The following is a 20,126-nucleotide window of genomic DNA, read 5'->3' as shown; positions in this document are numbered from 1 at the left end:
CTCTTTTTGGCGATGGCGCGGGCTGAGGTTTTACCCGCCTTGCTGTCAAGAGCCAAATCAGTCCCGTCCCGGCACCCGATCACCAGACCCTTTGCCCACGACGGTCATCAAGATATAGCGAAAATAAGCCCCCAAGGTCAGGTTCTGCAACATCTTCTCATCGGTTTCCGCCAGCAACAATGGCGTCGACATATCGATATCGTTGACCTGGGCCAGCCCGGTAATGCCAGGGCGCGCCGCCAGGACGCCCCGCTGCTCCCGTTCAGTAATCAATTCACTCTGGCTGAACAAGCAGGGCCTCGGCCCGACAAGGCTCATCTCTCCCTTCAGCACATTCCACAGTTGGGGCAACTCATCCAGCTTGGTGCGGCGCAGAAACCGACCAAGCGGCGTGATGGCGTCAGAGCTGGCGAGATGACTCGCGACCGAGGCAGTATCCGGCTTCATGGTGCGGAACTTCACCAGCGTAAATGGCTTTTTATTGCGCCCAACCCGTTTCTGACAAAATATCGGCGCGCCTGTATCAAACAAGCCGATCACCGTAATCAGGATAAGCACCGGGAACCCCAAAAGGAGGCCCAAAACCGAAAAAAGAACATCAAACAAACGAATCAGAACCACCATGTACGACAATCCAGAAAATACCGAAACCAGGGCTAGTGTGCCGTGCGGTTAATTCGCTGACCTACTGCGCGGCACACTAGCTATCATGCTCGGCTTGCACCGTATTCGCCAGCCCTTCCTCAACACTGAAAGGTGGCGACCAACTCAACAATTGACGGGCTTTTGAGATATCCAGCTGTAAGGAACCGCATAAACGCTGAACCAGTGGCTTCTTCCCCAGGAGCGCACCCGCCCACCAGAAGCAGACCACCGGCACCGGCAGCAACATGGCGGCACTACCGGTCGACCGCCGCAGAACACGAAGCAGTTGGGTGGTGGACATATCCTTACCATCGCTGACCAAAAACGTTTCATTGGCCGCCTGGGGATGCTGCGCCACGCAAACGATAAAATCCACCAGGTTTTCCAGGTACACCAGGCTACGCCGGTTCTCGATCACCCCGAACGGCAAAGGTATTGGTAGCCGCGCCAATTTCAGCAAGCTACGGAAGTTGCCTTTCACCCCGGGGCCATAGACCAGCGGTGGGCGAACAATGACCACCTCCATACCGGTTTCCCGGGCCAACGCCCTTAACCCGTCCTCTGCCTCCCTTTTTGAAATACCGTACGGATCTTCAGGGCCGGGCGGTTCATCCGCCTCAAACGGAGGGCGATAGTCGGTATGCTCACCGTTTACCTTGACCGAGCTGATGAACACGAAACGGCGCACACCTACCTCAGCAGCCCGCCTCGCCAGATCAAGAGAGCCATCAACGTTCACGCGACGGAATTCGGTCAAAGGGTCAGCCGCCGAATCCGCCATCACATGTACCCTGGCGGCACAGTGCACGACAACATCGGCAGACGCCAGTTCTTCCTGCAATGGCTGCAAATCCGAAAAAGAGTCGATTCGTACTGTTTGAACAGGCAACCTCAACTCGCTTCGGCTGACGGCAACAACCTGTGCACCCTCTTCATGCAAGCGCTTAACAAGGGATGCGCCTACGAAACCGCTTGCACCGGTAACCACAAACCGACCAGTCACGAGCCTGCCTGCAAGGGAACAATATCTTTCAGCCGCTGAACGAAGCGCTCAAACCTGAGTTCGTCCATCAGAGTACTTCGGTCCTCCGTGTACGACGACGCAGGCGCGTCCTCTTTCTCGATTTGCCAGAACGCTTCCGCCAATGCATCGACCTGCGGCTTCACAACCTTACCCAGGCCATACTTCTCAACCCATTGAGCCACGCTGGTCTGTTCCCCACAAACCGCAAGCACCGCAGCCCCCGAAAAAACATAAGATGATGACTTACTGGGAAAGGCGAAGCGGGTAACCTCATCAACAATGGGCAGCAATGCCCATTCGTAATCACAATTCAGCTGCGCCGCCTCCTTGGCAGACACCACACCCAAGTAGGTTACCTGTTCATACTGATTCGCCAGGTCGCTGAGCCGCGGACTAAAATACCCACCGCCAGCAAACGCAAACTGCATGGCACCGCCCGCATCCAGGTACTTGCGAATGGCATCAAGCAACAAAGGAATACGCTGCAGCCGCCCTGCGTTACCACAAAACGAAAAGCCCCGGATTTTTTCCTCAACCGGAACAACGCCATCGAAAGAAACGGCCGGATTACAGAGAATATGGATGGGCGCCCGCGTGCCAGAGCGATGGCGGATCTCCTCAGCCATCTCATCCGTGATCGTGATCAACACACTGGCCCGCCGCATGGTGATCCGGTCCATCCAGAACAGCAAACGATAAATCTGTGGATGCACACGCACCGCAATGTTCGCGGCTTCCGGGTGAATATCCTGCAAATGGTATACATACCGGGCTCGGAAGATCCTTGCATAGATCATAACCACGAAGGGCACCAGCACCGGGGGATCGGTGGAAACATAAACAGTCTTCGGTCGGGCACGAAGCAGACAGAACACCACCCAACACATAAAAAATACTGCATCCAGAGCACGGATATAAACCCGGCTGGAGGAATCCGACCAGCCTTTGCCGGGAAAGAACTCGACCCCCTTCCCCCGGTGTTTCTCTGCCAGCTGCCGCCGGATATCATCCCGGTCCTGCAGAATGACAGAAACACGACAGGTGTCGGCAAGCCCCTCGGCAAGCCGCAGCAAGGCTTCGCCAATGACCGGATAAGAAGGCCAAAAACTACGGTTGATAATCACCAGATCCCGTCGCCCAGAGTGCGATACGGTCATAAGCAAACTCTCAATACTGCTTCCACACCGTTTGCATCACGTAATCCCGATAACTATGCAGTATCCGGACAACCTTGTCTGAGACGTTCGGCATACTATAGTCAGCCACCAATCTCAGCGTACGCTCCGTGCCGCGCCCCTGCGAATCCAGAATCGACAACGCCTGCAACACCCGTTCCTTATCCAGGCCCGCCATCATGGCGGACGTCTCTTCCATGCCTTCCGGCCGCTCGTGGGCTTCGCGGATATTCAAGGCCGGAAAATTGAGTATCGACGCCTCCTCGTTGATCGTCCCACTGTCAGACAACACGGCCCTGGCCGTCAGTTGCAGCTTGTTGTAGTCCTTGAAGCCCAGCGGCTTCAGCAAACGAATATTGGGATGAAAGACAATGCCGGCCTCATCCACCCGGTTACGGGTCCTCGGATGGGTGGACACAATCACCGGCTCATCGAACTGCTCCGCCACCGCGTTCAGCGTCGCCACGAGATTTTTGAAGTTCCGCTGCGAATCGACATTCTCTTCCCGGTGAGCACTCACCACGAAGAACCGACCTTCCTCCAGCCCGAGACGCTGCAACACATCCGAGGCCTCGATATCACCCCGGAAATGATTCAACACCTCAAACATCGGGCTGCCGGTCTTGATAATCCGGTCCGGCGGTAAACCTTCGCGAAGAAGGTAGTCTCGGGCGATGGTACTGTAGGTCAGATTGATATCCGCCGTGTGATCCACAATGCGCCGGTTGATCTCCTCCGGTACCCGCATATCAAAACAGCGGTTGCCCGCTTCCATGTGAAAGGTCGGAATCCTGCGACGTTTCGCGGGTATAACGGCCATACAGCTATTGGTGTCACCCAGAACCAGCAAGGCCTCTGGCTGCACCTCCGCCAGCACCCGGTCCATGGCAATAATCACATTGCCAATGGTTTCCGCTCCGGTAGCGCCAGCCGCATTCAGAAAGTGGTCAGGTTTGCGTATACCCAGATCCTGAAAAAAAATCTCGTTGAGCTCAAAGTCATAGTTCTGGCCCGTATGCACCAGAACATGCTCGCAGTGCTCGTCAAGTCTGGCCATCACCCGGGACAAACGAATGATTTCCGGGCGTGTACCAACCACGGTCATAACCTTGAGTTTCTTCATAAAAACCTTCTGACAGGAAAGAGGCCGTTCAAAGCGGGCAAGCGTAAGTGTCTGGATCATCCCGGTCAAAGATTTCGTTGGCCCACAGCATACAGACCAGCTCGCCATCACCGATGTTGGTAATATCGTGGGTCCATCCGGGCACCGTCTCCACAATTTCGGCCTGCTCACCCCGCGTAATCTTCTCGTACTCCTCACCGGTCTGCATATGACGAAAACAGAACCGCGCGAGCCCCTTCACCACCAGAAACTTTTCCGTCTTCGAATGATGATAATGACCACCGCGGGTAATGCCGGGATGCGCGGTGAAAAACGAGAACTGGCCGCAGTCGGGGGTTTTCAGCATTTCCACAAACATGCCCCGTTCATCGCCGTGCTGAGGTACCTGATAGGAAAACTGCTCCGGTCGCAGGAAGGACAGATAAGTGGAATGTAGCGCCCGGGTCAGGCCCCTGCCCACCCGCTCGGTCACCAGGGTCTCCCTGCTGTCGCGAAAAGCGCGGATGGTTTCAGCCAACTCACCTACCGTCGTGGCATATTGCGGCTGAACCTGCTCAAAGCCGCTTGCGTCAGGGTTCGACTCCGCCCCGTCCAGCAGCTGAATAAAACGCCGCACCAGATCATCCACATAGACCAGCGTCAGTCCGGCTGAAGGGTCGTTAACCCGAATCGGCAGGTCCTGGGCTATGTTGTGGCAAAAGGTCGCTACCACCGAGTTATAGTCAGGCTGGGACCATTTGCCAAACACATTGGGCAGCCGGAAAACGTGGACCGGCGCAGCAGCCTCCTGGCCATAAGCAAACACGGCGTTTTCGGCCCGCCGCTTGCTCACACCATAGGGGTTATCCAGCACCGCCTGAACGGATGAAGCAAGCACCAGCGGCACCTTCACTCCATCGGCACGGCAACGCTGGGCAAGCAGGCTGCAAAGCCGCTCCGTCAGCTCCGAATTGCCTTTCTCGAACTCGCCGGGGTCATCCGGGCGGTTGACGCCCGCAAGATGGAACACAAAATCTGCCTCAGACACAGAATCCGCCAATTCCTGATCCGTTGATTCCCGGCCAATCAGGCTCATCACAACATCTTGCCTTTCGGCCAGGTGTTGTCGGATATTCCTTCCGATAAAGCCATTCGCTCCGGTGATCAATACGCGCATACGATCAGTCCTGTGGTTCGACATATTCACCGCGAATCTGTCCCCTGATGAAGTCCAGCTTCATCAACAGCGCTTCCATGCCAGCCTGGTCCAGACGCGTGGTGTTGTGAGAATTGTACTCTACCGCACCAGAGATCTTGCGCTCACCTTCCTCAACGAACTTTCCGTAGTTGAGATCCCGCAGGTCGGGCGGTATACGGAAGTATTCACCAAAGTCCTCGGCCGCAGCCATCTCCTCCCGGCTCAGAAGCACCTCAAACAGCTTCTCACCGTGACGCGTGCCGATCTCCCGAACTTCATGTTCCGGAACCTTGAGCAAGTTCGTCAGGGCGTGGGCGAGGGTCTTGATGGTTGCCGCAGGAGCTTTCTGGACAAAAATATCGCCCGGGTTCGCGTGTTCGAAGGCGTACAATACGAGGTCGACCGCATCATCCAGAGTCATCATAAAGCGGGTCATATTCGGGTCCGTCACCGTAATCGGCTGACCCGCGCGAATCTGCTCCACAAACAGCGGAATCACCGAACCCCGGGAAGCCATTACATTGCCATAGCGGGTGACACAGATAACCGTCCCATTGGCACTACGGGACTTTGCCACCGCCACCTTTTCCATCATGGCCTTGGAGGTGCCCATGGCATTGATCGGGTAGACCGCCTTGTCCGTCGACAAACAAATCACACGCTCCACACCGGTATTGATCGCCGCCTCCAGTACATTCTCCGTACCTAAAACATTGGTCTTTACCGCTTCCATGGGATGAAACTCACAGGAAGGCACCTGCTTCAGAGCGGCAGCATGAAAGATAAAATCCGCACCACGAACCGCGTTCAAGACAGATTGGTAATCCCGCACATCGCCAATGTAGAACTTGAGTTTCGGGTCGTTATACAACTTGCGCATGTCGTCCTGTTTTTTTTCGTCGCGGCTAAAGATACGGATCTCGCCAACGTCGGATTTCAGGAAACGCCGGAGTACTGCGTTACCAAAGGAACCAGTACCTCCACTTATTAATAGAGTTTTACCGGAAAACATGTCGTCTCCAACCTAGTTAGCGTTTAACATTGCGCGTAATTGACTCGAAATATCCATTGGCTTCCTATCACCCCACCAAACCACAGGAATTCCACATTGCTCATATTCCGTACCGAGGGTAGATTCGTAGCACACCGCGACATCAACCTCGGGAAAAAAGTCTTTCTCTACAAGCGTAACCAGCGAAAAAATTTCTTTATAAGATGAATCCCCATACAAAGGATGAGGCTTCAGGAATATATTCAGCCCTGGAAAATCAATCGTTAATAGCTTTACTAACTGAATCTCAAGAACAGAACTCTGCGGCTGACCTATCACCAGAACACTAGACCCGTCAGCTTCGACAGGAGAAAGATCAATAGGTTCCACATTGACATGAACATCCAAGTTATCTGGACATTGCAGAAATTGATCCAAATTCTCAAAGCTATCCCTGTCCAATAAAACAACCCTTTTCACATTTCTCAGCTTATGCGGCAAGCTAAATCTATTCGAGAACTTCCCATGCTGGATAAGGGTAAGGTATCTATCACCAAAAACTTCATCGAACATGACTGCCCAACGATCGTAATGATTGGCAAAATAGACTTTTTCAGGACGCATCTCATGATTGATTCTAACCAACATTCGGTAATACAAAAACCATTCATACGCGACATAAAGCTGAGGAAAATCAAAATACGGGCGGCGATAAATTGGCCACATCACAGAAGCCAACAACGAATCGCAAGCCGCACCCAACACATCGGAAACCTTTGCGTAATGCGCAATGTCGAGCCGTGATCCGCTCAAAGAAGATCGCCCCCTCTCAAAATCAAATGAAACGTAATCTGAACTCTTATAGAACCGGCAAAACAACGAGGCAGCCTTTCGATTCGCATTAAGCAGTAAAACCTGCCCCTCCACATTCTTAACAGAAGCCGAACAGCGTGCCATCTGGACCAGAGCCAAACACAACACATAAAAAGGATATAACAATATAAAAAAAAGAACCAATAAAGCATAAAAGTATTTATTGGACGTCCCGTAATGAAATAGCCTATAGGTTTTGAATGGCCTTAAAGGAGCAAATTCAGCGCGCTCGCCAACCATCCTTTCAACAACATCCGTGTCAATCGCAACCTCATTATCAATAGCGCGAAAGAAAACACGAAAATCAGTCAAATTTGCGCACCCATAATGACCGTATAATAAAATAAACACAACACAGCGATGAATCGGTATTCCTCAATATAACTTGACTGACGCAAGTATCGCCATGCTCCATTAAACAGAGAAAGCATCATCGACGATCAGATTTTGACCGGAGACGTATTTAGACTTATCAGAAAGAAGGAAGTTGACAGAACCAACAACATCGTCCACATCCAGCATACCCTTAGAGCTGCAATGTGATTTGTATTTTTCCAGAAAGGACTCAGGCTGCCCTGCCAGGATGCCACCCGGGCTTACTGAGTTAACTCTGAAACCTGTCCCTTTCATTTCTGCGGTCAAATATCGATTTAAGTGCAAGAGGCCGGATTTTATTGCAGCGTATTCAACGGGCATCGTCATCTCGGTATCCTCATAAACACTGAATTTGGGAGCGATAACCCCGTATATTGATGACAGGTTCACCAGGGAAAAAGGAATTCCTTGCGTCATCGCTTCCTTAGCACACTGCTGCATAAACAGGAAGTAGCCCCCCAAATGCAACGATACATTTTCACAAAAATCAGCATAGGCTACGTCAAAAAATTTCTTCCCGTAATTTTTGTTTCTGGGATAGGAAGTATTAACAGCAGCATTAACTTGGCCCCATTTTTCTCTACCAAGGTCAAAGGCAGCATTTATGGAATCGGCCTCTGTAATATCCAGGGTTGAACCTATTACCTGGTCACCCGTAAACCCTGCTTCCTTAATCCATGATGATAAAGTTTCTTCGTCAATATCAGCAGCAATGACTTTACCACCCTCTTCGCAAACGGATTTAACAATGGCTCTTCCTAAAAGCCCGCCTGCTCCGGCGACCAGAACTACCTTTCCTTCGAGTGTCACTGTCGGGTCCTCTTGTACAGGGCCTCTGCAAATACAAAGTCCCATTCGTCGTCAATATCAATTGATCTCTCTTTGGGAATGAGAACTGATCGCACACGCCCACCAAATAGTCTGTCTGAGCTCAAAATGAATTGCTTTCTAACGGCGTAGGCCACCGTTGTCATATCAAAGGCCTCTGGGGCATCCTGTCGCCTGCTGTACCCGTTCGATGGCGACAGAATCCGGCATGAGCCATCCTCTTCCCTGGCAACCATATTAAAAAACGGGCTCCTTGATGCCGGCGTTACCGTGATCACTGCGTCCGTGTTGCCATCAAGTGCGTTAATGGCCGCGTCAACATCCATGGGGGCTCGCAGTGGGCTCGTCGCCGGAAGACTAAGAAAGATATCAAATTCTTCCCCTGCCTCCTCCAGATAACGAATAGCATGCCGCCATGCGTCCCATTCCGGCGACTTGTCGCCGGCCAACTCTGCTGGCCGGTCGATAACTTCGGCACCATACTGTTCGGCAACCTTTTTGATCTCGGCATCGTCTGTTGAGACGAACACTTTTTCCACTTGAGGCAAGGCCTTCGCGATGTTGATGGAGTGGCCAATCAGTGGAATACCCCCAAGCGGCAACAGGTTTTTTCCGGGCAGCCCCTTGGATCCCCCTCTGGCGAATACAAATGCGAAGATCCTGTTCACGATACTTTCTCCACATCGGCCCAGGCAGATTGTTCGCTGGAGGCTCTGATCGCTTCAACCAGCGTCATTACGTTTAATCCTGAAGCCAACGACGATTCAAACGGTTCCCCGTCTGCATCAAGAGAGTCTATAAATGCCTGCATCTGGTCTATATACATTCGGTTCCGGTCATAGGCGGGGTCTGCATATACCGTTTCAGTAGAGCCGCCGGGGCGAAACAGTGTCACTTCATTGGCTATAAGGTCCCATTCAATCGTACCCAGCTCGCCAACAGCCTTGAAACGCCGGCTCGCCTGACGTTGGATGAAGTCCAGATGTACGTGAACCAAGCCTCCTCCAGGCCGTTCAAGCAAGGCGTCGACGTTGTCTTCTACATCAATGTCCAGACAACCCGTGCTCCGGATAACACCCAGTACCCGTGAGAATGGCCCGAAGAACCAGCTCAGGTAGTCAAGCTCGTGGCTCAGCTCAAGCAGGGCGCCGCCGCCGAGTTCCTTTCTTGCGGAAACGCCTGCCCGGTAATCACTATCGGGGCGCCAGTCAGGCAGGTATTGGCCAACTTCGGCAAAGGCGGTGCTTACAGCACCTATTGCGCCCTCGTCCAGCAGCGTTTTCACGAGTTTTGCGGCGGGCATAAACCGTAAGTTGTAGGCTACGCCGAAACCTGCTGAGTGCCTCGCCAGGTCGGTGTTTTTCAGTTCCGCAACCGAGGCACATAAAGGCTTTTCCACTAGCACAGGTACGTTGGCAGCCAACAACTCGTCCGAATTCCGAAGATGGTAGGGAGTGGGTGAAGCCACAATCGCAAAATCCGGATTGCCGCTTATTGCGGTGGCCAGATCCGGGAAAACATCCAATACGCCGACTTCGGCTGGCTCCAAGGCCCTACCGGAGGCGCTGACACAAGTCACTTTCGCATCCGGAAATTGCTCACGCAGGTTCCTGATATGCCTTTTTGCGATGCTCCCACTTCCCACCACCAGGGCGTGCTTTATCGGAACCGTATTCATAGACTATCGACTTCGATCTGCGCTTTCTCGAAGTCGTCCATTTTTCCGATGTCCAACCAGTATTCGTGCACCGGGAACATGGCGACTTTCCGGTTCAGGTCGATTTGCTTTTCCAGCAAACTCGGCATGTCAATTCTTTCGCCGGCGCTTACAGCGCTGAGCAACTCTGGCGAGACCACGTAGATGCCAGCATTGATAAAACATTTCTGCACCGGCTTCTCTTCCATGCTCTGGATATACGTGCCGTCTGTTTGCACGACGCCATAGGGAATCCTGTGCTCGTACTCACGCACGCACATGGTTGCGACGCTGTTATGCTCCAGGTGAAAGTCGAGTAGCCCGCGGTAGTTGACGGTGGTCAGCAGGTCGCCATTCATCATGATCAATGGGCAATCAATCCGGTCTGTTGGCAACAACCCCAGTGCCCCACCGGTACCCAGAGGCTCTTCTTCGTGAATATACTCTATATCAACTCCCCACTGAGAGCCGTCTCCGAAGTGCTCGCGTATCATCTCCGGTAAATAGTGGGTGGAGATGAAAAAGCGATAGAATCCCGCCTTTGCGAGGCTCTCCAGTATCAGCTCGAGAATGGGTTTGTCCCCTACTTTCAGCAGGGGCTTCGGGCATTCGTTGGTTAACGGTCTCAGCCTCGTTCCAAACCCACCAGCCATAAGGAAGACCGGGTTTTCTATGGTTCGACGTTCCATCAAACCATGCAGCGTTTCCAGGCCTACAACCTGGCCGTCTGCATCCAGCAACGGAATCTGCAGTAACTCAAGGTCCTCCATGACCGACAGGATCTTTTCCCGGGACCAACCGACTTCCGCAACGTGAGGGGTGGCACACATCACATCCTTTACCGGGGCATCCAACCGAACGTGCTTCAACAACGCACGGCGGATGTCACCATCGGTCAGCGTTCCCGCCAGTTTCCGGTTATCCGTAACGATCAAAGCTATCCGTAGTCCGCCCTTATCGAGCACGGAAATGGCTTCTTCCAGCGGTAGATCCGGCTGAACGAGAATGTCTTGCCACTTTTTCATGTACGCATATTCCGTTTTCAGGTGCTATTTGCCAGCCGGGATCTCAGAGAACGCCACTGGTTGTTAAAGATCCGGCTTTGATAAACGTTTCCGGCGCCACAGTGACTACCTGAGTGATCGTGGCGCCGGCACCAATAAAGCTGCCCTCACCAATCCGCACATTACCACACAGGGTCGCGCCCGGCGCCAGATGGCAATGATCGCCCACCCGGGAATCATGGTCGACGGAACTGCGCGTATTCACGATGGTATTAATGCCAATACTTGCGCCTGCTTGAACCACGGCACCCGCCATGACCTGCGCACCATCCCCGATGGAAGCGTGGTGGGAAAGCCAGGCAAACGGGTGTACAAGCGCCGGAAAACAAAAACCCATGCCTGTAAGCCGCTGGAATACGACTTTTCGAACGCGGTCACCGGGTAGCATTCCGATTCCGTTGAGCAACAAAACCTCTTCCGGGTTTACCCCAGACAGGTATTCGTCATCTCCCAGAACCTTCAGGCCATGCCAAAGTTGACCGCTTTTACCCTGAAACTTTGGGTCGCAGACACCAAGTATCGTGGCGCCGCAGAGCTCTGCGAGATCCTGAACAACCCTCGCATGCCCGCCAGCTCCGATCAGAATGCAGTCTTTTGCCCGAAGGTCGGTTACCGCCCTGGTGGTCACTCCGGCACATCTCCTTTTTCATAGGGTTCAGCTGCCACCTTCCCCGCCATATCCCAGAGCCCCATTGGCGAAACACCTCGCCCACAGCGTGCGGTCGATAGCGATTGCCTCTCAATCCGCTCGCCCTGTCCAACAGGCTCGCAAAAAATGACCTGCTGCCGCGCTGCCTCACGGGTATCCCACTCGCTGAGCTGGGGCTTCTTGATGCCATCCCCCAATGCCTGCTCAACGCTGCGAATAGTGCTGACCAATTCAGTGAGCTCATCCGGCTCCAGTGATGCCTTATGGTCGGGGCCGGGCAGAGAGCGGTCCAATGTAAAGTGCTTTTCGATGATGGTGGCCCCCAGGGCCACCGCAGCCGTGGGTATAACCAGGCCTTGCGTATGGTCCGAGTAGCCAACCGGTAGACCGAAAGCGTTCGCAAGGGTCCCCATCGCCTTCAGGTTCACTTCTTCCATGGGCGTCGGGTATTGGGACGTACAATGGAGCAGCGATACCCTGCCGTCCAGGGACGCCTGTACACCCGGGGTACTCCAGAAACGCCACACCTGCTCCAGGTTTGCAGGTTCCCCTTCATGGGCATAACCATAGGCAACAACGGCCAGTGCCTGTTCGATTTCGCTCAGTGTCGCCATACCGGTGGAGATAATCAGATCCTTGCCGGTTTGCGCAAATGCCAGCAACAAGGGGCCGTTGGTAATTTCCCCGGATGGAATTTTGTAATAGGGCAAATCCAGCGTTTGCAGGAACGCCAGGCTCTGGACATCAAACGCTGTGGATATGAACGTAATGCCCAGGTCATTTGCATAACGCTGGAGGTCAATGTGCCATTCAGCGGGCAACTCGAGCTTCTTCAGCATGGCGAACTGGCTTTCCTGCGCATCCGTGGTGGCTTGCTGGTACTTTGCCTTTGGTGCCGTGAGTGCAGCCAGCCGTTGTGCGTTGAAGGTCTGGAACTTGACGGCGTCGGCACCGGAATTCGCGGCCACCTTGACCAACTGAAAGGCCATGTCACGATCACCGTTATGGTTCACGCCGGCTTCTGCGATGACTCTTACCATTCGCCTTGATCCTTATCGGGCCGGGGAATGTCGTGGAACTGCTTGGCCCCGGGGGGCTGCTGATTCCGCAAAATCTCAACAATCCTTGCTGACGTCTCACCGCTGCCGTAGGGGTTGTCACAGGTTTCCGCCATGTATTTCGCCGCCGGTGACAATGCCTGCTCGATGGCCCCCCTGATGTTCGCGCGGCTCATGCCGGAATGGATCACCGATTCCGCCGCCAGGCGCCCTCTCTGACGAACGCCGATGTTGACCGCCGGTGTCTTGATGGAAGGGACTTCAATGACGCCACTGGAGGAATTACCAATCACAGCATCACAAAGCTCCACCGCACTCAGATAACACTGCATACCCAGAGATGGAACAGCAAACACTCGACCAGGGCGCTCGTCAGCGTACTGTTCAAGCATCCGGATCAGCCGATGCCCCCCATTGTCCGAGTTGGGATAGGTGAGCAAAACCTGATGCTCCGGAAAGTCATCAAGCGCCGCCAGCAGGTTACCGAACGTTTCCCCGCTATCTTCATCTCCGGCAGTAACCGGATGGTAGGTCACCAGGAAAAACGGCTGCTTCAGATCGAGGTCAAACTTCTGGTTAATGGTGGAAAGGGGAACCCGTGGCACAGTGCCGATATTTTCAATACCGAGGGCGCCCACATTCCACACGCACGCTGGAGGTTCGCCCAGCTGGATAACCCGCTGGCGATACGCTTCCGCCGCCACAAAGTGATAGTGCGACAGCTTGGTAATGGCGTGCCGGATCGGGTCGTCATAGGCGCCTTCGGTGATCTCACCACCGTGAAGGTGTGCAATGGGAATACGCATTACCGCCGCCACCTGGGCGATCGCCAGGGCTTCATAACGGTCACCGAGGATAACCAGGCCGTCAGGGTGCAGACGCTCAAGGGCATCCGCAAAACCGATCACCCCTACCCCCATGGACTTGGCAACACCACTGCTGGTATCCGATGCCAGGAGCATTTCCACCTTGGCATCGATGGTAAACCCATCAGCTTCAATGGTGCGCCAGGTCTCTCCAAATTGGGGCGAGAGATGCATGCCACTGACAATAAGCTGCAGATCCATCTCTGAGTGATGTGCCAGCTTCGTAAGCAATGGGTGCAGCAAGCCATAATCGGCTCGCGTTCCGGTGAATACAGCGACGGTCTTCATAACTAAGCTGGCTTTACGCTACTGGGAAGATTCACGAGACGCTGGGCTATGCTCCGTGAGGTATTGAGCTCACCCCGTGTGCAATGCTGGTACATTGGCAGGTCACACATCAATTGCCAGACCGGGCGAGTCATCACATTGTTGGCGTTAGTCATCTCAAGCAAGTGATTCCTCGACGCCTCATCCGGGCACAAAACAGCATTCAGCCAGAAGTTGCTGCGACAACCGTCGGGCTCATCCACGAACTGAAACTCCGTGCCCCTGAAAAGCTGCCTGTAGTCATCCGCTAACGCCCGCTTCTCGGCAAGGAAATCCGGTAACTGTTCGAGCTGAGCAACACCCAGGGCTGCGTTGATGTTGGGTAACCGATAGTTGTACCCGACCTCATCGTGCACGTACTCGTAGGGATGGGGCTTTTTGGCGGTTGTCGTCAGGTGTTTTGCGCGCCTGGCGGTTTCGGCACCGCTCAGGATCATCCCTCCGCCGCCGGTGGTAATGATTTTGTTGCCGTTAAAACTTAACGCTGCGACTGTTCCGAACGTCCCGGTGTGCCGGCCCTGGTAAAAGCTGCCGAGTGATTCGGCGGCGTCTTCTACAAGCGGTATGCTCCACCTTTCACAAACTTCCACCAGACCTGCCAGGTCCGCCGGGTGCCCAAAGGTGTGCATCGGCATGCAGGCAGCAATCTTGCGCCCGGTTTCACGCTCAATACACGCACCGGAGCCATCGAGACTGGCGTGTTCCTGCAGCCAGCTTTCCATGGCGCCGGGGCTCAGCCCAAGAGTGAACTCATCAACGTCGATGAATACCGGTTCCGCTCCACAGTAGTGGATGGCATTGCAGGTTGCGACGAAGGTCAGGGCCTGGGTAATCACAAGGTCTCCTTGCGAAACCCCCGCCAACCGTAGGCCGACGTGGAGGGCCGCTGTGCCATTCACCGTGGCCACCGCTGCCTCGGCCCCGGTGTATGTGGCCATGTCCTGCTCAAAGCGGTTGACGTACTCGCCGACGCTGGACACAAACGTGGAGGCAATGGTGTTGGCCACGTATGTCTGTTCGCTGCCCCTGAATACGGGCGCGTGTAGCGGTATGAACTCGTTGGTCCCATAATGCGCTTTTACGAACTCGACCAGCCGATTTACCGACACTTCAGACATTATAGATTCCAGCTTTGTAATGCTTCAGGTTCTGGGGGTCGGTAAACCACGCCACCGTTTTCCGCAGTCCGTCTTCGATGGAATGCTCGGGGGAGAATCCGGTCAGTTCACGGATCTTTGCGTTCTCCCCCCAAAGCCTGAACACCTCCGATTTACCGGGGCGAATCCGCTGCTCATCGGTTATGAATTCCACGTCGCTTTGCATGATGTCCCGAATGAGATTCAGCGTATCGCCCACGGAGATTTCGAAATTGGAGGCAATATTCACCGTCTCACCCACCGTCTTGTCGGAATTGGCAAGCGCCAGGAAGCCCCGGCAGGTATCTTCAACGTAGTTGAAATCCCGAGTGGGCGATACGTCCCCCAGTTTGATGGACTTCTGGCCTGCGGCGATCTGGGTGATGATGGTAGGAATCACCGCCCGGGCGGACTGGCGGGGCCCGTAGGTGTTGAACGGACGTGCGACGGTCAGGGGCAGATCAAACGCGTTGTAAAAACTCATCGCCATGGCATCAGCGGCAATTTTGGAGGCACTGTAGGGCGACTGCGGCTGCACCGGGTGCTTTTCATCAATCGGCACGTACTGGGCAGTGCCATACACCTCACTGGTGGAGGTGTGAATCACCCGCTTTACGCCGTTGTCCATGGCGGCCTGGCAGATGTTCAGCGTACCTTTGACGTTGGTATCCAGGTAGCTGTCTGGCGCCACGTAGGAGTACGGAATCGCAATCAGCGCTGCCAGGTGATAAACAACGTCCACCCCCCTGGTTATGTGTTTGCAGTAGTGGGGGTCCCGCACGTCGCCACTGAGAACCTCCACCTGATCCAGGCAGTCGATGTTTTCCAGCCAGCCCCAGTAGTTGAAAGAGTTATACTGGGACAGCGCCTTCACATTGTAGCCTTCCCGCACGAGAAGCTCGGTAAGATGGGAGCCGATGAAGCCGTCAGCGCCTGTCACTAAAACCGTTTCTTTGGTCATATTCAGTATCCAATTCGGAGATTCCAGGAGCTACCCTGCCTTACGGCAGCAGAAGCTCCTTCCGCGTCATAATCCATTTCCGGTACTTGATAAGGGTCGCAACGCCACTCCCGATCAGCATGGACATCGTGACGGCCCAGTAGCTTGTGTATGAGGCCAGTATAAATAATGCCAGCGCTGCGATCACCAACCCCGCAACATTCGCAACGATGATGCTCCTGTCCCTTGTCGTCGTATACAGGCCGTACTGGAAAACGTAACCGCCGATGAAGATAGCCACGGCCACAATCACCGCACCGAAAAGGAGGAGGTTCTCCGCATACACCGGCTCTTCAAGCAATGGAAATATCACCGCGCCGGCCACAGCAGCACCGGACATCAACACCGCCAGCCAGAGGATGGACTGCCGCGCCAACTGTTTGTAGGCCCGCTCAAACGCTGCCATGTCATCTTCCTTGTAGGCCTTCATCATTCTTGGGTAATAGAAGACAAAAACCCCCGACTCCATAAACGAAAGCATGGCGGAAGCAACACCCATATAGACACTGTAGGCACCCAACAGCTCCAACCCGTTGAGCGCCTCAAAGGCGTAGCGATCAAATGTGAACAAAGACCGGACAGCAACAGACGAGACGAGTAGCGGAATAGCGACAACCACGCCTGACTTGATCCATCGCCAGTCAATTTTTGAAAAAGCCCCCTTCCAGTCGAGCATCCAAAGCGGCCCCACGCCCACCAGGATGCTCACAAAGGTGCCTGCCATCCAGAACAGCAACAGATCAGAGATGGTTCTGAATTCCGGGTTGAGCCACATGGCGACGGTAAAGCAGATGGCCCATAGAGCCTGTTTGATAAAGATGATCAGGGTTGCCAGCAGCGGCTTCTCAATGGCCACCAGGAGCCGCATCAGCTCCGTCGAAAGGTGCTCCAGCACGACCAGCACGACAAAGGCACTCATCACACTCCAGGGAAGCATTTCCAGCCAGAACAGAACGCTGGTGGCGGGTAACACAACCACATACATCAGGCCGAAGAAGACCAGTTGGCTGGACAGCAATCGCGACCATTCCGACGGCGGCCGGGCAACAAGGTCACGGGTGCTGAACGTATAGAACTCGAAACCGACGAAATAGATGGAATAAAAGACGGTAACGGTGATCAGCCCATACAGCCCTACCTGCTCAGGCGGTAGAAATACCGCCAAAGACAGAATGAACGCAAATTTCACCGCCAACGTCAGTGCCCGCAGGCTCAGGTTGAGCAAACGGGTTTTCATGTTCGTTGATGGGCGATGTCAGGGGAATGAGGCTCTACGTATTCAGTCATTTTGGTTTTGCTTCGAGGTCGTTGCACGTGGTGATGAGCGTGGCCCGTATGACACATGATGGTGGTTCGGATGGCGTACAAAGAGCCGATCGTGCCCGTCAGCAATATCCTGCTGGTGATGGCTAACCCACTTTTTGTGCATGAGCATTTTTCCAGGCAAAGCACTAAAGCAACGTATTATCATGCCTCAAAACATGTTGTACCTGGTGAATGACAAGCCCTTGAGCAGCACATACGCCTCGCTGACCTCCAGTCCGATCAAGGATCTGGATCTGGATCTGGATCTTCAAAAACCGTCTGCCTAGCGTGGCTGCGCGGATCGAGACATTCAGCAGTTTTATATAGAAGCCGGCGTCAGTCATCTACCTTCAGGACTCAGCTTTGACAAACGATCAGTCGAACACCGACCAAGGTCCAAAACATCAAGTGCCATATCATCCATGATCTTCTTACGGGCATACTTCTCACGAAACGCCGTCCTGGGGTGATATTCCAGCTCAAGGCCACCGAACGCATTAACCGCCCCCTCAACATCGCAAGGATGGAACATTCCTACACCCTCTACCTGTTCGGCCAGAAAATCCCTGCAATAGCCATCAACGCCCGCCAATACAGGCTTGCCCGTTGCGGCATACTCAAACAGCTTCGATGGCAGAACCTTCAGGAAGGCAGGAAGGTTGTTCAGGTGAAGGAACAGAATGTCTGCCTGGTCATAGTATTCCAGCAACTGCTGCCTGGGAACGGGGTCGACGAAAGTGACCCGGGCACCAATCTGGCGACACCGCTGTTCCAATAACGTACGGGTAGCCCCATCACCAATAACCGTGAACGACGCCCGATCTGCAAGCCGCACGGCCAGTTCAGGCAGGATACGCTCCAACCCCTGCCCATGCCCGATATTGCCGGCATAAACAACCTGAACTCTGGGCCCCGATACCGGCTTCCCGGACCATTGCCGTTGCGCGAAGTCGTCATCAATGCCGTTGGTGAAAAGGCGACAAGACTTCCTGTTGGTTATCGCCTCGAAGTAAGGCAGAAAGCCCGGAGAAACCAGGTTGACCCGGTCGGCCCGCTTCACCGCATAACGCTCAATGCGGGACAACAGCCGCTCCAGCGGTACGGTCAGAGCGGGATGGAATACATGCTTGATGGTATCCGTGAAAATATCACGAATATCCAGATAGAAAGCGGCGCCCTTCTTCCTGGCCACCCGGGCACCAAGAGCTGCCGTCATCAGACGCGACGAGGTTGCCACGACCACATCATACTCGGCCTCCGGCGCCTGGCGGCAGGCAGAGTACGCGTAAGCGGCAAATGAACGTACCTGCCCGATCAACCCCCAGCGATTGCTGGGCAAGGCAACCCGAAAAACACGGTAGTCAGCACTCGTCGCTTCCAGGGCATCCGGCTGATGGGTGCGGTATCGATTAGGCTCGGTTGTCACCACATCCAGCTGCACATGGCCATCACCCTGCCGGATCAACGCGTCCGCCAGAGCCTTGGCCCGGAACGCGCCGGCGCAAAGGTCCGGTGGGAAGTAATAGCTGACTAAAAGAATCTTCAAAGGTATCACGGAAAATAGTGAATAAATGGAGCCGGCAGACGGCCAGTTTTTCAGGCAGGCGGCAGGATACGCTTGTATAGATCGACAAGGGCACTCTCCTGTGCCTCCCAGTTGAGTGTAGCAGCCGCCAGCCTGGCGTTCGCCGAATACCGGGCCCGCAGTCCCGGGTCGTCAACCAGACGTTGCAGCGCCTCGGCTAAAGCCTCCACATCGCCGGGGGGCGTCAGGATGCCCAGGTCATGGTCTTTCACCACCCTGGCGATTTCCGGTAACGCCGAGGCCACTACCGGCAGCCCCACGGCCACATACTCGAACAGCTTGTTGGAGTCTGTGGTGAAGTGATTCAGGCAGGTGTTCTCGATGGGCTGGACACCAATGTCGGCAGAGGCAGTATAGTGAGGAAGCTCATCGAGCGACACCGTGGGAATGAAAAACACCTGTTGCTCCAGGCTGTATTCCCGGACCCTGTCCCTGAGCTGGCCCTCGATATTGCCGCCACCAACAAAGACAACATAGGCATCCTGCAAACGGGCAGCCGCCTCCACCAGTCGGTCAAGCCCCCGCCCCCTTTGTAATCCACCCTGATACACCACCACTGGCCAGGCCTCCTTCAACTGGAGGTGCTCACGTAACCGGTTACTTTCCAACAACGGCACCCGGCGCGGCCGATTCTGCAGTACCAGAGGACGGGGAACATGATAAGCCCGGGCAAAGAACTTTGCCCGCAGATCCGTTGTAGTAATCGAGGCGGCAACCTTGGGCATAATCGTTTTCTCGATCCAGCCCACCCACTTGCGAAACACCTTGTACCCTTCCCGATCGGTACTGATCTCATGGGCATCGTAGACCAGGGGCACACCGAGACACTTCGATGCCAGCCAGGCTGTCGGCAAAGTATTCACATCATGGGCATGAATGACGTCCGCGCGGGAACGGACCAGACGCCACCATAATCTCAGATGGGTAATGGAACGGGTCGACAGGCGAAATAATTGGCGGCCAGTACCCGGGGGCGAAGCTACCGGCCGCACAGGTGCCCCGGAGGCGCCAGACTGCCCACCGCCCTTGCGGAAGCTCCAAAAGGGACTGCGCACCACCCTTTCAACCCGGATACCAGGTTCCAGTTCTTCAGACGCCAGGGTTTTGCCAGGAGTGTGCAAGGCATGGACAACCACCTCGTGGCCCGCTGCTGCCAGGGTCTGTGCCTCTTTCAGGACCCGCGCGTCGTTCACAAACTCATTCCATACCAGCATGGCTATACGGGCCAA

20 protein-coding genes are annotated in these 20,126 nt (G+C 54.6%); 1 reads left to right on the top strand and 19 read right to left on the bottom strand.

What is annotated here, in order from left to right:
* Positions 1–57: 57 nt before the first annotated feature.
* The 17 genes from IE079_RS12470 to IE079_RS12390 all read right to left on the bottom strand — a co-directional run bounded on the left by IE079_RS12470 (position 58) and on the right by IE079_RS12390 (position 17,244).
* Positions 58–615, bottom strand: coding sequence for a sugar transferase (locus tag IE079_RS12470; protein WP_189577075.1), 558 nt, complete (start codon positions 613–615; stop codon positions 58–60).
* 85 nt (positions 616–700) lie between these two features.
* The gene (locus IE079_RS12465; RefSeq protein ID WP_189576897.1) at positions 701–1,648 is read right to left on the bottom strand and encodes a UDP-glucose 4-epimerase family protein; all 948 of its coding nucleotides are present in this window, start codon (positions 1,646–1,648) and stop codon (positions 701–703) included.
* The gene (locus IE079_RS12460) at positions 1,645–2,826 is read right to left on the bottom strand and encodes a glycosyltransferase (RefSeq protein ID WP_189576895.1); all 1,182 of its coding nucleotides are present in this window, start codon (positions 2,824–2,826) and stop codon (positions 1,645–1,647) included. Before IE079_RS12460 ends, IE079_RS12465 begins: the two co-directional genes overlap by 4 nt.
* A gap of 10 nt (positions 2,827–2,836) precedes the next feature.
* The gene (wecB, locus tag IE079_RS12455; RefSeq protein WP_189576893.1) at positions 2,837–3,967 is read right to left on the bottom strand and encodes a non-hydrolyzing UDP-N-acetylglucosamine 2-epimerase; all 1,131 of its coding nucleotides are present in this window, start codon (positions 3,965–3,967) and stop codon (positions 2,837–2,839) included.
* A gap of 28 nt (positions 3,968–3,995) precedes the next feature.
* The gene (gene wbjC / locus IE079_RS12450) at positions 3,996–5,123 is read right to left on the bottom strand and encodes a UDP-2-acetamido-2,6-beta-L-arabino-hexul-4-ose reductase (RefSeq protein ID WP_189576891.1); all 1,128 of its coding nucleotides are present in this window, start codon (positions 5,121–5,123) and stop codon (positions 3,996–3,998) included.
* A gap of 4 nt (positions 5,124–5,127) precedes the next feature.
* A complete protein-coding gene (locus IE079_RS12445) occupies positions 5,128–6,156 on the bottom strand; it encodes a polysaccharide biosynthesis protein (RefSeq protein WP_189576889.1) in 1,029 nt (342 codons plus the stop codon).
* A gap of 12 nt (positions 6,157–6,168) precedes the next feature.
* Entirely contained in the window at positions 6,169–7,320 is a 1,152-nt protein-coding gene (locus IE079_RS12440) for a hypothetical protein (protein WP_189576887.1), read from the bottom strand.
* A gap of 102 nt (positions 7,321–7,422) precedes the next feature.
* The gene (locus tag IE079_RS12435) at positions 7,423–8,193 is read right to left on the bottom strand and encodes an oxidoreductase (RefSeq protein ID WP_227712477.1); all 771 of its coding nucleotides are present in this window, start codon (positions 8,191–8,193) and stop codon (positions 7,423–7,425) included.
* Positions 8,190–8,879, bottom strand: a complete 690-nt coding sequence (locus IE079_RS12430) for an acylneuraminate cytidylyltransferase family protein (RefSeq protein WP_189576883.1) — start codon at positions 8,877–8,879, stop codon at positions 8,190–8,192. Before IE079_RS12430 ends, IE079_RS12435 begins: the two co-directional genes overlap by 4 nt.
* Positions 8,876–9,889, bottom strand: coding sequence for a Gfo/Idh/MocA family protein (locus IE079_RS12425; RefSeq protein WP_189576881.1), 1,014 nt, complete (start codon positions 9,887–9,889; stop codon positions 8,876–8,878). Before IE079_RS12425 ends, IE079_RS12430 begins: the two co-directional genes overlap by 4 nt.
* On the bottom strand, positions 9,886–10,932 hold the full coding sequence (locus IE079_RS12420; RefSeq protein ID WP_189576879.1) for a nucleotidyltransferase family protein: 1,047 nt from the start codon (positions 10,930–10,932) through the stop codon (positions 9,886–9,888). Before IE079_RS12420 ends, IE079_RS12425 begins: the two co-directional genes overlap by 4 nt.
* Before the next feature lie 43 nt (positions 10,933–10,975).
* Complete coding sequence (locus IE079_RS12415; RefSeq protein WP_189576877.1) at positions 10,976–11,599, bottom strand: acetyltransferase; 624 nt, start codon at positions 11,597–11,599, stop codon at positions 10,976–10,978.
* Entirely contained in the window at positions 11,596–12,660 is a 1,065-nt protein-coding gene (gene neuB, locus IE079_RS12410; RefSeq protein WP_189576875.1) for an N-acetylneuraminate synthase, read from the bottom strand. Before neuB ends, IE079_RS12415 begins: the two co-directional genes overlap by 4 nt.
* Complete coding sequence (gene neuC / locus IE079_RS12405) at positions 12,654–13,832, bottom strand: UDP-N-acetylglucosamine 2-epimerase (RefSeq protein WP_189576873.1); 1,179 nt, start codon at positions 13,830–13,832, stop codon at positions 12,654–12,656. Before neuC ends, neuB begins: the two co-directional genes overlap by 7 nt.
* Positions 13,833–13,834: 2 nt before the next feature.
* Positions 13,835–14,989 carry a LegC family aminotransferase gene (locus IE079_RS12400; RefSeq protein WP_189576871.1) on the bottom strand — a complete coding sequence of 385 codons (1,155 nt, stop codon included), beginning with the start codon at positions 14,987–14,989 and terminating at the stop codon, positions 13,835–13,837.
* Entirely contained in the window at positions 14,982–15,968 is a 987-nt protein-coding gene (locus IE079_RS12395) for an NAD-dependent 4,6-dehydratase LegB (RefSeq protein ID WP_189576869.1), read from the bottom strand. The genes IE079_RS12400 and IE079_RS12395 overlap by 8 nt, the downstream gene beginning before the upstream one ends.
* Positions 15,969–16,008: 40 nt before the next feature.
* Positions 16,009–17,244, bottom strand: coding sequence for a lipopolysaccharide biosynthesis protein (locus IE079_RS12390; protein WP_189576867.1), 1,236 nt, complete (start codon positions 17,242–17,244; stop codon positions 16,009–16,011).
* Positions 17,245–17,364: 120 nt separating this feature from the next.
* Between IE079_RS12390 and IE079_RS12385 the strand changes: the two genes are divergently transcribed.
* Positions 17,365–17,508, top strand: coding sequence for a hypothetical protein (locus IE079_RS12385; protein ID WP_189576865.1), 144 nt, complete (start codon positions 17,365–17,367; stop codon positions 17,506–17,508).
* A 144-nt stretch (positions 17,509–17,652) separates the two neighbouring features.
* Here IE079_RS12385 and IE079_RS12380 read toward each other — a convergent pair whose 3' ends face one another.
* Together IE079_RS12380 and IE079_RS12375 are read right to left on the bottom strand one after the other, a co-directional pair.
* Positions 17,653–18,858: a glycosyltransferase family 4 protein gene (locus tag IE079_RS12380; protein ID WP_189576863.1), complete on the bottom strand. Its 1,206-nt coding sequence runs from the start codon at positions 18,856–18,858 to the stop codon at positions 17,653–17,655.
* Between the two features lie 50 nt (positions 18,859–18,908).
* The gene (locus IE079_RS12375; RefSeq protein WP_227712476.1) at positions 18,909–20,126 is read right to left on the bottom strand and encodes a glycosyltransferase family 4 protein; all 1,218 of its coding nucleotides are present in this window, start codon (positions 20,124–20,126) and stop codon (positions 18,909–18,911) included.

The sequence above is a fragment of the Marinobacter zhanjiangensis genome (assembly GCF_014651935.1).
Taxonomy (GTDB): domain Bacteria; phylum Pseudomonadota; class Gammaproteobacteria; order Pseudomonadales; family Oleiphilaceae; genus Marinobacter; species Marinobacter zhanjiangensis.
The sequence above is the reverse complement of the archived record's forward strand: the minus strand, read 5'-3'. Positions and strand labels throughout refer to the sequence as shown.

Excerpts from the sequence above, each read along its gene's own strand:
- IE079_RS12460 (WP_189576895.1), bottom strand. The coding sequence starts at position 2,826 with ATGACCGTATCGCACTCTGGGCGACGGGATCTGGTGATTATCAACCGT.
- wecB (WP_189576893.1), bottom strand. The coding sequence starts at position 3,967 with ATGAAGAAACTCAAGGTTATGACCGTGGTTGGTACACGCCCGGAAATC.
- wbjC (WP_189576891.1), bottom strand. The coding sequence starts at position 5,123 with ATGCGCGTATTGATCACCGGAGCGAATGGCTTTATCGGAAGGAATATC.
- IE079_RS12445 (WP_189576889.1), bottom strand. The coding sequence starts at position 6,156 with ATGTTTTCCGGTAAAACTCTATTAATAAGTGGAGGTACTGGTTCCTTT.
- IE079_RS12425 (WP_189576881.1), bottom strand. The coding sequence starts at position 9,889 with ATGAATACGGTTCCGATAAAGCACGCCCTGGTGGTGGGAAGTGGGAGC.
- IE079_RS12420 (WP_189576879.1), bottom strand. The coding sequence starts at position 10,932 with ATGAAAAAGTGGCAAGACATTCTCGTTCAGCCGGATCTACCGCTGGAA.
- neuB (WP_189576875.1), bottom strand. The coding sequence starts at position 12,660 with ATGGTAAGAGTCATCGCAGAAGCCGGCGTGAACCATAACGGTGATCGT.
- neuC (WP_189576873.1), bottom strand. The coding sequence starts at position 13,832 with ATGAAGACCGTCGCTGTATTCACCGGAACGCGAGCCGATTATGGCTTG.
- IE079_RS12400 (WP_189576871.1), bottom strand. The coding sequence starts at position 14,989 with ATGTCTGAAGTGTCGGTAAATCGGCTGGTCGAGTTCGTAAAAGCGCAT.
- IE079_RS12395 (WP_189576869.1), bottom strand. The coding sequence starts at position 15,968 with ATGACCAAAGAAACGGTTTTAGTGACAGGCGCTGACGGCTTCATCGGC.
- IE079_RS12390 (WP_189576867.1), bottom strand. The coding sequence starts at position 17,244 with ATGAAAACCCGTTTGCTCAACCTGAGCCTGCGGGCACTGACGTTGGCG.
- IE079_RS12385 (WP_189576865.1), top strand. The coding sequence starts at position 17,365 with ATGGCGTACAAAGAGCCGATCGTGCCCGTCAGCAATATCCTGCTGGTG.